The organism is Novipirellula galeiformis (genome assembly GCF_007860095.1).
Lineage (GTDB): Bacteria > Planctomycetota > Planctomycetia > Pirellulales > Pirellulaceae > Novipirellula > Novipirellula galeiformis.
Genome location: NZ_SJPT01000008.1, coordinates 368,528 through 377,705, shown reverse-complemented (window position 1 = coordinate 377,705; position 9,178 = coordinate 368,528). Strand labels below are relative to the sequence as shown.

Genomic DNA, 9,178 nt, shown 5'->3' with positions numbered 1-9,178 from the left:
AGAGTCCGATCGACTTTGAGCAATCCATCGAAGAACCGTTATTCGTCGGTGAATCCTGATCCACAGGAGGCACCATTTACCTTCCCGTTAAGACCGGCCCACTGTCAACTTTTCGTGGGCAATTCCAGCCAAGCCAAGTGCCTCTCACGCTTATCGGCAAAGTTTTTTCAGCGGTCGAAAGAAGGATTTAAATTGGGCTACGCCACGATAAAGATTTCGTCCCATTATCGTTCGGGCATAGAGCTCCCAACCACGCGGCGAAAACGCTTGCTCACGCACAAGCGCCCCGGCGTGCTTACGCACGGTTGTGATGTTCCCGGCATCCCAAGCGTCGCTGGCACAACGAATGTGATAATCCCTGGCGGTGGTCGGATGCCAAGAACCTTCGATGGTGGGCAGCGATTGCGTGAGACCGCGTCTAGCGTAAGCGTCCCGTAGCGCCAACATCACGACACGGTTCTGGTCGGCATAATGCGCAGCGCTGGCTCTTGAGATATGCTGCCGCTGGCGCATTAAGACTTCATTGAGATTTCCGATACGCCCGATCTCAGTCAACCGCAAAAACAGATCATAGTCTTCGGCAAAGTTGCGATCATCTTGATAGGCACCTACGCGAAGCATGGCTTCGCGGCGGAACATCATGCCCGATTGCATCAACGGGTTGCGTCCCTTGAGCAATTCCGATTCAACTTCTTCACTGGAGCTGGGGAATGAACGCTCGGCGATCGGATCGCCATCGGCGTCCACGAGTAGTCCCGCTGCTCCCACCGCAACAAAATCAGGATGCTTTCGCATGAAATCCACTTGGACCTCCAGCCGCCGCGGACACATGATGTCATCGTTGTCCAAGGCAGCGAGATACTCACCTTGCGCGGCATGAATCCCTGCGTTGCGGGTCCCTGCGATCCCACGATGCGTCAATGGCAGTACTTTGATGCGTGAATCTTGCGACTCAAACCCCCGCAATATTTCCAGCGAATTGTCGGACGATCCATCGTCGACCGCGACCAGCTCCCAATCGGTAAAGGTTTGCCTCAAGACGCTTTCCACTGCCTCAGCAAGATATGCTGACGCATTATAGACGGGTATCACCACGGAGACTTCAGGCTGATCATCGCGATGCATAAACGAGAGGACTCCGTCGGAATGGCAAAACAAAGAGCACGTGCATTTGGCGTGCACCACCCACTCATGCTATGGGAAACATAGAAACGGGAAAAGCGTTGCAGAGAATTTGACACCAGAAACAATGTCGCCGGAAATCAGACCGCCCTCTCGATTACTCTGCCTGGCCTTCCGGAGTGCAGCGGACATTCCCGACACCATAAACCGAGCCCCGCGAATTGACATACTGCGGACTCGATTTGATTGATCGCCTTGGACTCCGAGAATTGCGGAATCGCGTGGCGGAGAAATTTGGTACGATATCGCTCGCGACGTGGCACATCGAGGCCTGCCTTACGCTTTCCTCGCGCTTTGATCCATGCCCGTCGGTCTGAACGCGAACGTTTTTCCCACGAGTCCTCAGCGATGCCAAAAACAGCTATTGTCCCTCCCCTCGCCCGCCTGACTCCTTCCATCCGGTCATTCACACTCCTTGCCTGGGCGGTCATTGCCCTGAGCACCCTTGGCACTCCGACCCGTGTGACGGGGCAAGACACGGCCTCGGAAGCAGTTCCAGCAACGCTGGATCCTGTCACCGAAAACGCGGATCCCGCGAACGAGGCATCGGTTGCCGAACAGGCCCCCCCCAGCGAGGAAACGACTGCCGAATCGGAACTGACATGGATGGAGCAAGTCGACGCGACGTTTGGCAAGTACGTGGTGGCTAACGCGGAGATGGTCATTTTTTATGACTTTGGCACAAAGGAGCGACTGGGCGTCAGCATTCCTTTTGTCGTGGTTTGGCTATTCGCCGGCGGTATCTTTTTGACGCTGCGAATGCGTTTCATCAACTTCCGAGCCTTTCGACACGCGATCGACCTGATTCGCGGCATCTATGACAAACCCGATGAACCGGGCGAAGTGACCCACTTCCAAGCCCTCGCTGCGGCGCTTTCAGCCACGGTGGGACTAGGCAATATCGCGGGTGTGGCGATCGCGATTGGAACCGGCGGTCCCGGTGCAACCGTCTGGATCGTCCTGGTAGGCCTGCTGGGAATGACCGCCAAGTTTACCGAATGTTCGCTCGGTCAACTCTATCGCGTCACCGACGAAGATGGCCATGTGCTGGGCGGCCCCATGCGTTACCTACGCTACGGCCTCAAAGACATTGGATTGCCTAAGCTCGGCCGCGTGTTGGCGGTGGTTTTCGCAGTGCTATGCATCGGAGCGAGTTTCGGAGGCGGAAACTCCTTTCAAGTCGGCCAATCCCTCGAGGTGATTCGTGAGGATGTAGATATCTTACAAACCCATCCTTGGATTTATGGCGTGATCATGGCGGTCGCCGTGGGCGTCGTGATCATCGGCGGGATCAAAAGTATCGCTGCGGTCGCGGGCAAGATCGTGCCGCTGATGTGTACCGCCTACGTCATCGCCGCCCTCTACATTTTGGCGGTCAACGCAACGGAAGTCCCTGCGGCGATCGGCACGATTATCGGCGAGGCATTTTCACTTCAAGCGGGTTACGGTGCTTTCCTCGGCGTCCTTGTCATCGGTATCAAACGAGCTGTATTCAGTAATGAAGCAGGAATCGGATCGGCCGCCATCGCTCACTCCGCCGCCAAGACCGATGAACCGGTCAGCGAAGGAATCGTGGCACTCCTGGAACCCTTTATCGACACCGTCATGGTCTGCACCATCACGGCACTCGTGGTGGTCGTCACAGGCGTCTACGAAGCGCCAAACATGCAAGAGGTGATCGCGAGCGACCAGGGAGCCCGACTCACGCTCGAAGCGTTTGTCGTCGGTGGCCACGATTGGTTTCGCTACGTGTTGTTCGCAGCGGTCGTGCTGTTTGCCTATTCCACCTGTATCAGTTGGTCGTACTATGGCGAACGCTGCTGGGTCCAACTGTTTGGCGTTCGCACGTCGATCATCTACAAACTGCTCTTTCTATCGTTCACGGTCCTCGGCTCGATCGTCACGCGAGGCAACATTCTCGCTTTCAGCGATCTGATGATTCTAGGGATGAGCTTCCCTAATCTGCTCGGCGTGTTCCTGCTCAGTGGGATTGTCAAACGACAACTCGATTCGTATTGGACGAAGTACCAAAACGGCGAATTCCCGAGAATGAAATAGGCCCCCGAAGGGAAAAACCACTGTGAATCGCGTTTGTATCATCAATGTCGTCGGATTGACGCCCGAACTGCTAACGCACGCGCCGAACATCGCTGCGGTTGGCAAATCAGCGGCTTGGAAAAGCCCGCTGCCGGCGGTTACCGCCACGTCGCAAGCGACCATGTTGACGGGACTCGCTCCGCGTGAGCACGGGATCGTTGGCAACGGTTGGTATTACCGGGACACCCAAGAAATCCGTTTTTGGCAACAAGCCAATTCGCTGATCCAGGGCCCCAAGTTTTACGATGGCGTCGAGACGGCAAAGATGTTCTGGTGGTTCAACCAGTCCTCGGGGGTTCGCTATAGCGCGACCCCAAAACCGCACTACGGTTGCGATGGCTCCAAGGTCTTTGACATCCTGGACCACACCGATTGCGACCTCACGGCAAAGCTGGGCCCGTTTCCGTTCTTCACATTCTGGGGGCCCAATGCAGGGCTACCGTGCTCCCAGTGGATCGCCGCTGCTTCGGCGTTGGTATTGCGAGAGAAGCGACCTGAGTTGACGATGGTCTACTTGCCGCACCTGGATTACGACTTCCAGCGGTACTCGCAACCTGATCTCCAAAGGGTTCGCGAAGTCGACCAATGCGCCAAGACCGTGATCGATGCTGCGGAATCCATTGGCGCCCAGGTGGTGGTGGTGTCCGAATATGGATTGGTCCCCGTAGACCAACCGGTAATGATCAATCGCGAATTACGCTCCGAGGGTTGGCTCGGCGTTCGCAACGGGCCGTTTGGCGAAACGTTGATTCCAGGCGAATGCGATGCATTTGCGGTTTGCGACCACCAACTCGCCCACGTCTATGTCAACCGTCACGAGTTGATTCCCGAGGTCAAAGCCAAACTAGAATCGGTCGCGGGAATCGATCGCGTGGTTGCCCCCGAAGAACTCGAGCTCGACCACCCACGCAGCGGCGAATTGATTGCACTGGCTAAGCCCAATGCGTGGTTTGCCTACTACTATTGGTTCGATGACGACCGGGCGCCCGACTTTGCGCGCACCGTCGATATCCATCGCAAACCAGGCTACGACCCCTGTGAATTGTTCATGACCAGCAAGTTTCGCGCGATCCGAAAACTTGTTCGCAAGAAGCTCGGCTTTCGCTACTCGATGGACGTAATCCCACTCGACCCGACGCTGGTACGCGGCAGTCACGGACTGCATCCTTCGCCTGAAAAAGGACCGCTGATCGTGGGTCCTGGTGAATTGCCCAGCGACATGCGAATGTTCTCGAGCTACGTCAATCAACTGCGACGGGGATAGCTTCGAAGCGGGCTCCACACGGACGCATGCCGGAGCTTCGCTTCGCGGCGGCCTAGTGCTTGCCAACGCAAAAAACTGGGGTCGCTAGTGTCGCCAGACGGTGTGCCGCATTCTTGCCAACGCAGCTACGGCTTGAATCCCACGACATTCTTCAAAATGCTCTAATTCGTCGCGGCCTCGATCGGAAAGTGCTCATCGACGATTTGGTAGAATTCTTCCGTCGTAGCAACGCGGGCAACGCCCGAGCGGAAATGACGCGCCCCCGGTTTACCTTGGGCATAGCAACAAGCGTACTTGCGCATCAGCACCGTGCCTTTCTCTTCGCCAAACCGGCTGACCACCAAGCGGTAGTGCTTCAGCATCACCTCGCGTTGCTCGGACATCGTCGGTTCGGCGGGAATCGGTTCGCCACGCAGCGCCGCAGCGGCTTGCGCAAACAACCATGGTCGTCCGAGGCAAGCGCGGGCGATCATCACGCCATCCACGTTGTATTTTTCAAAGGCGGCGACCACCTTTTCAGCCGAATCAAGATCACCGTTGCCGATTAGCGGAATCGACTTCAGACGACTTTTGATTTCGCTGATCGTCTCCCAATCGGCGTTGCCACGAAACATGTCTTGAGCGGTGCGACCATGGACCGTCAGCGCCGCGGCCCCCGCTTCCTCGACCACCTTTGCCACCTCGTTACAGTTCACGTTGTCGCGAGTGCATCCGAGACGAATCTTGGCAGTAACGGGAGTAGGGCTACAAGCCTCGACCAATTGGCTGATGATGTCAAACATTCGGCGAGGGTCACGCAGCAGATAACTTCCGCTGTGGGCCTTTTGAGTTACCTGGCGAACCGGACAGCCGAAGTTGATGTCGACGATACTGACCTGGTACTCTTCGACCAACCGCTTGCCCACCTTCGCCATCGTGGCCGGATCGTTGTCCCAGATCTGGACCGCCAAGGGACGTGGCTCCTCGGCCACTCCCCACAATCGGTCAGGGTGCTCCGCCTCGTTTTCATCCATCCAAACGAAGCCACGGGCGTTGACCATCTCGGTGGCCAGCAACCCCGCCCCACCAAAATCACGCACGATTTGGCGAAAGGCGGCGTTGGTAAACCCCGCCATCGGAGCCTGCAGGATCGGCGGATCGATGACAAGGTCGCCGATTTTTAGCGGAGAAATCATGGACGCAGCGCGAAGTTGAAAGTGAATCGAGGCGAAAGCGCCTGGACACACCGTCCAGACTCGATCCCTATCACTTTACAAAGAGAAGTGCTCAAGGCGAATCGCCTGAATGATGAACTCGACAAATTCTTTGCCGCCACCGTCCATGGGATTACGTCATGATCGCGGAGCGATCAACGACAAACTGCGATCAACGACACAGGCTAGAACGACTTGGACCAACTTGCGATGAAGGCGAAGTCGGTTTCCAATTGGATGCCGTTGAGGTCCTGGCCAATGGTGGGCACGATTTCAGTGTTGAAGTAATGACCGTTGCGGAGGTACTGAGCCCCCAAACCGAGGTTGTACCAATAGCCACCACGGAACTGTTCCACATTGGTGCTGATCAGAGTGCCATTGGCGGCGGGGTCATGACCGTCGTACTCGGTACGCCAAAGATGCTCACCACGCAAGGAAACCGAAATGTTGTCGGTCAACAACACACTCGTCCAACTATTGAAACGGAACTCATCCCCCACGCTGTAGCCGCGATAATTCTTTCCAATCGGCAGGTCGGTTTGAAACTGGGCTCCCCAGCTGTACCAATCACTGTAGCGTTTGTAGGTCAATCCAGGACGAGCATTGAACGTCCCGCTCCCTAACCGCATGGGGTAGGGAAACGCGGTCGGGGATCCCGTCGGCGTGGAGGTTTCGCGGTAAATGTCTCCTGTCGGAACCGAGCACCCGAGGTTGAAGATCCAATCTTCATTTTCATCACTGTACAGCCGAAGCAGGGCTCCGAAGCCCATGTCGCCAAAGCCACTGTTATGAGTGGTAAAATCGGTACCGTTTGCCCGCGTGTGATCCATCGTCATACTCGGCAACATCGCCATCGTGTACAGCGTGACATCATCCGATGCCCCGTACATGATGTGCGCCATGTGCATTTCCATCGTCATTTGGGTCGGAGTCGCGCCCCGATTGGTGGTCACTCCATCAATCGTGATCCCAGGCCCAGGCGGTCCGACGGGCACCGCGGTCCCGAGGGACGTCGCATCCGAAACGGTATTTTCACCAATTCGGTTGTCTTCCATGTACATATTCATGTACTTGTACTCAACCATCCATTCGCCCTTGCCATGGAGATGGTCCCCCATGATGCCCGCCGGAGCATGTTTATCAGCAAGCGCACGACGGTCAAAATTGTCAGCGGTCGCCAAGCAAGCGGAGCTAGCCAACGAACAACAAACGAGAGCGAATCGCAGCAACATCAGAAGCGCATCCTAGCAAGTGACACCATATTGAGAACCAATCCTTATGGCTGGTAATGGTTCAATCGGTACCTACAAGCATCCTTGTGCGGCATTAAGCCATTGGCTACCACAATCGACAACACCGCTACAAAACCACGCGTGCTTCCGACCACGACAAAGGCCAAAGCCCCCCCCTTGCGCTGGACAACGCACCCGACGCGACAACGATTCCGACGCGACAACGATTCCAAAGCGACAACGCTGCCGTGAAACAACGCGGTTTCAGCTACTTCCACGAGGGGGCCGGCGTGGGGCCGCCCGCTGCTTTTGCGAACGTTTTGCTCGCTGCAACCGGACGGCTTGCGCTGTACCGCTAGCAAAGTCAGATAGCTGCGGGCGCTAACGAAGCGGTTGACGCTGACGACCTACCACTCTTGATCGGCGCTGAGCTCGACCCAGCGTTCTTCGGCTTCGGAAAGCTCGACCTCGAGCGCCTGGATCTGAGCATGCAGCTTGACGGCGGTATCGGGGTCCGTTTCGGTCAACAGGTCGGCGTTAAGCGCTCGCTTTTCGTCATCCAACTTAGCGATCTTCTTCTCGACGTTCTTCCGTTCCTTCTCGGCTTTGCGTTGATCGCGTTGGCCTTGGCGTTGACTCTCGCCGGAGACCTTTCCTGGCTTATCGGACTTTGCCGCGGGAGTTTTACCACGAGCCACTTCACTGTCGTCGACCTCCTTTTCGATCGCAGCAAGGTAGCTGTCGTAGTCACCAAAGTGATTCTTCACACTGCCGTCTCGCACTTCGATCACACAAGTCGCCACGCGTCGCATGAAGTGACGATCATGGCTGGTGAAAACAACCGTTCCTTGATAGAGCTCGAGCGCGCCGGCCAGCGCCTCGACGGTCTCCACGTCCAAGTGGTTCCCCGGCTCATCGAGCACCAGAACGTTCGAGTTACTAAGCAGCAATCCGGCCATACAGAGCCTCGCACGCTCGCCCCCGCTGAGCACTTTGACCTTCTTTTGAATCTGATCATCGCGGAACAACAGCGCGCCGGCCATCGCCAACAATTCTTGTCGCGTGGTGCCCGGAAGCGAGTTGTATTCGAGATGCTCGATGACGGTCATCCGCTCGTCTAAACTCGTGTAAACGTGTTGCGCGTAGGTACCAATCTCGACGCCATGCCCCCACTTCATCTGCCCTGCCACAGGATCGAGCGAGTTCACGAGGGTACGCAGCAGCGTCGTTTTGCCTTGCCCGTTATCCCCAACGATCGCCGCACGTTGCCCATGCTCGATTTCGAGTGTGATGCCGTCCGCAACGGTGTGATCGGGATACCCGATCGCCAACTCGGTGCAGCGGAACACGGTACCTTGCTTGGGATCGACCCGAGGGGCTCGCATGTGCACGGTGGGTTCATCGCGTTCGATCTCGGTGGTCTGCAACCGTTCGAGTTGCTTCGCCTTGCTCTTTGCTTGGCTGGCGGTCGACGCATTGGCACGGTTCTTCTCAATAAAGCGTTGCAATTGCTTTTGTTTTGCGATCACGGTGGCATTGACGCGGCGGTCGTGCTCGCGACGCTCCTCGCGATACTCGAGGTAGGCGTCAATTTTGCCGGTGTACATCGTCAACTTGCCACGCGAAAGCTCGAGGGTTTGCGAGCAGGTGGCTTTCAGGAATTCGCGATCGTGGCTGACGATCAAAGCCGCCTTATTAAACGCACGCAAAAAGTGCTCAAGCAGAATCTGGGTGCGAAGATCCAAGAAGTTCGTCGGCTCATCGAGCATCAACAAATTCGGATCATGTAGCAGCAGGGCCGCCAACTTCACTCGGGTTTGCCACCCCCCCGACAACGCTTTCACGGGCCCCTCCAGATAAGCTCCTTTGAGCTCAAACTCGCCCGCGACTTCGCCACACCGCCACTCGGGCTGACCGCTGTCTCGCATTAAGAAATCGAGAGCGGATTCACCGGCTTGAAAAGGATCATGTTGGCGGAGGTAGCCGATCCGGAGCGTGGGGTGGGTGATAATCTCACCTCGCTCGAGCTCTTCTTCGCCAAGCAAAACTCGCATCAGGGTCGATTTCCCCGCCCCATTTCTGCCGATAAAACCGACCTTCACATCATCCACCAAGGAGACATCGGCCCCCTCAAGGACGATTTGATCGCCAAATCGTTTGTGAGCTTCACGGAGTTGGAGCAGTACAGCCATGTTCAAAAAATAATTTGG

6 protein-coding genes are annotated in these 9,178 nt (G+C 56.5%); 2 read left to right on the top strand and 4 right to left on the bottom strand.

The genetic code is table 11. The features are described from left to right. Nucleotides 1-150: 150 nt before the first annotated feature. Nucleotides 151-1,125, bottom strand: coding sequence for a glycosyltransferase family 2 protein (locus tag Pla52o_RS21085; protein ID WP_146596594.1), 975 nt, complete (start codon nt 1,123-1,125; stop codon nt 151-153). 405 nt (nt 1,126-1,530) lie between these two features. Here Pla52o_RS21085 and Pla52o_RS21080 point away from each other — a divergent pair, with 405 nt between their 5' ends. Further along, complete coding sequence (locus tag Pla52o_RS21080) at nt 1,531-3,240, top strand: alanine/glycine:cation symporter family protein (protein WP_231612529.1); 1,710 nt, start codon at nt 1,531-1,533, stop codon at nt 3,238-3,240. Between the two features lie 22 nt (nt 3,241-3,262). Then, complete coding sequence (locus Pla52o_RS21075; protein ID WP_146596593.1) at nt 3,263-4,543, top strand: alkaline phosphatase family protein; 1,281 nt, start codon at nt 3,263-3,265, stop codon at nt 4,541-4,543. A 161-nt stretch (nt 4,544-4,704) separates the two neighbouring features. Here Pla52o_RS21075 and dusB read toward each other — a convergent pair whose 3' ends face one another. From dusB to Pla52o_RS21060, 3 genes are all read right to left on the bottom strand, one after another. Beyond that, entirely contained in the window at nt 4,705-5,718 is a 1,014-nt protein-coding gene (dusB, locus tag Pla52o_RS21070; protein ID WP_146596592.1) for a tRNA dihydrouridine synthase DusB, read from the bottom strand. Between the two features lie 203 nt (nt 5,719-5,921). After that, complete coding sequence (locus tag Pla52o_RS21065) at nt 5,922-6,968, bottom strand: transporter (RefSeq protein WP_231612528.1); 1,047 nt, start codon at nt 6,966-6,968, stop codon at nt 5,922-5,924. Between the two features lie 407 nt (nt 6,969-7,375). Further along, nucleotides 7,376-9,160: an ABC-F family ATP-binding cassette domain-containing protein gene (locus Pla52o_RS21060; RefSeq protein ID WP_146596591.1), complete on the bottom strand. Its 1,785-nt coding sequence runs from the start codon at nt 9,158-9,160 to the stop codon at nt 7,376-7,378. Between the last annotated feature and the right edge of the window lie 18 nt (nt 9,161-9,178).

Coding starts and splice junctions, on each gene's coding strand:
- Pla52o_RS21080 (WP_231612529.1), top strand. CDS start 1,531: ATGCCAAAAACAGCTATTGTCCCTCCCCTCGCCCGCCTGACTCCTTCC.
- Pla52o_RS21065 (WP_231612528.1), bottom strand. CDS start 6,968: ATGTTGCTGCGATTCGCTCTCGTTTGTTGTTCGTTGGCTAGCTCCGCT.
- dusB (WP_146596592.1), bottom strand. CDS start 5,718: ATGATTTCTCCGCTAAAAATCGGCGACCTTGTCATCGATCCGCCGATC.
- Pla52o_RS21085 (WP_146596594.1), bottom strand. CDS start 1,125: ATGCATCGCGATGATCAGCCTGAAGTCTCCGTGGTGATACCCGTCTAT.
- Pla52o_RS21060 (WP_146596591.1), bottom strand. CDS start 9,160: ATGGCTGTACTGCTCCAACTCCGTGAAGCTCACAAACGATTTGGCGAT.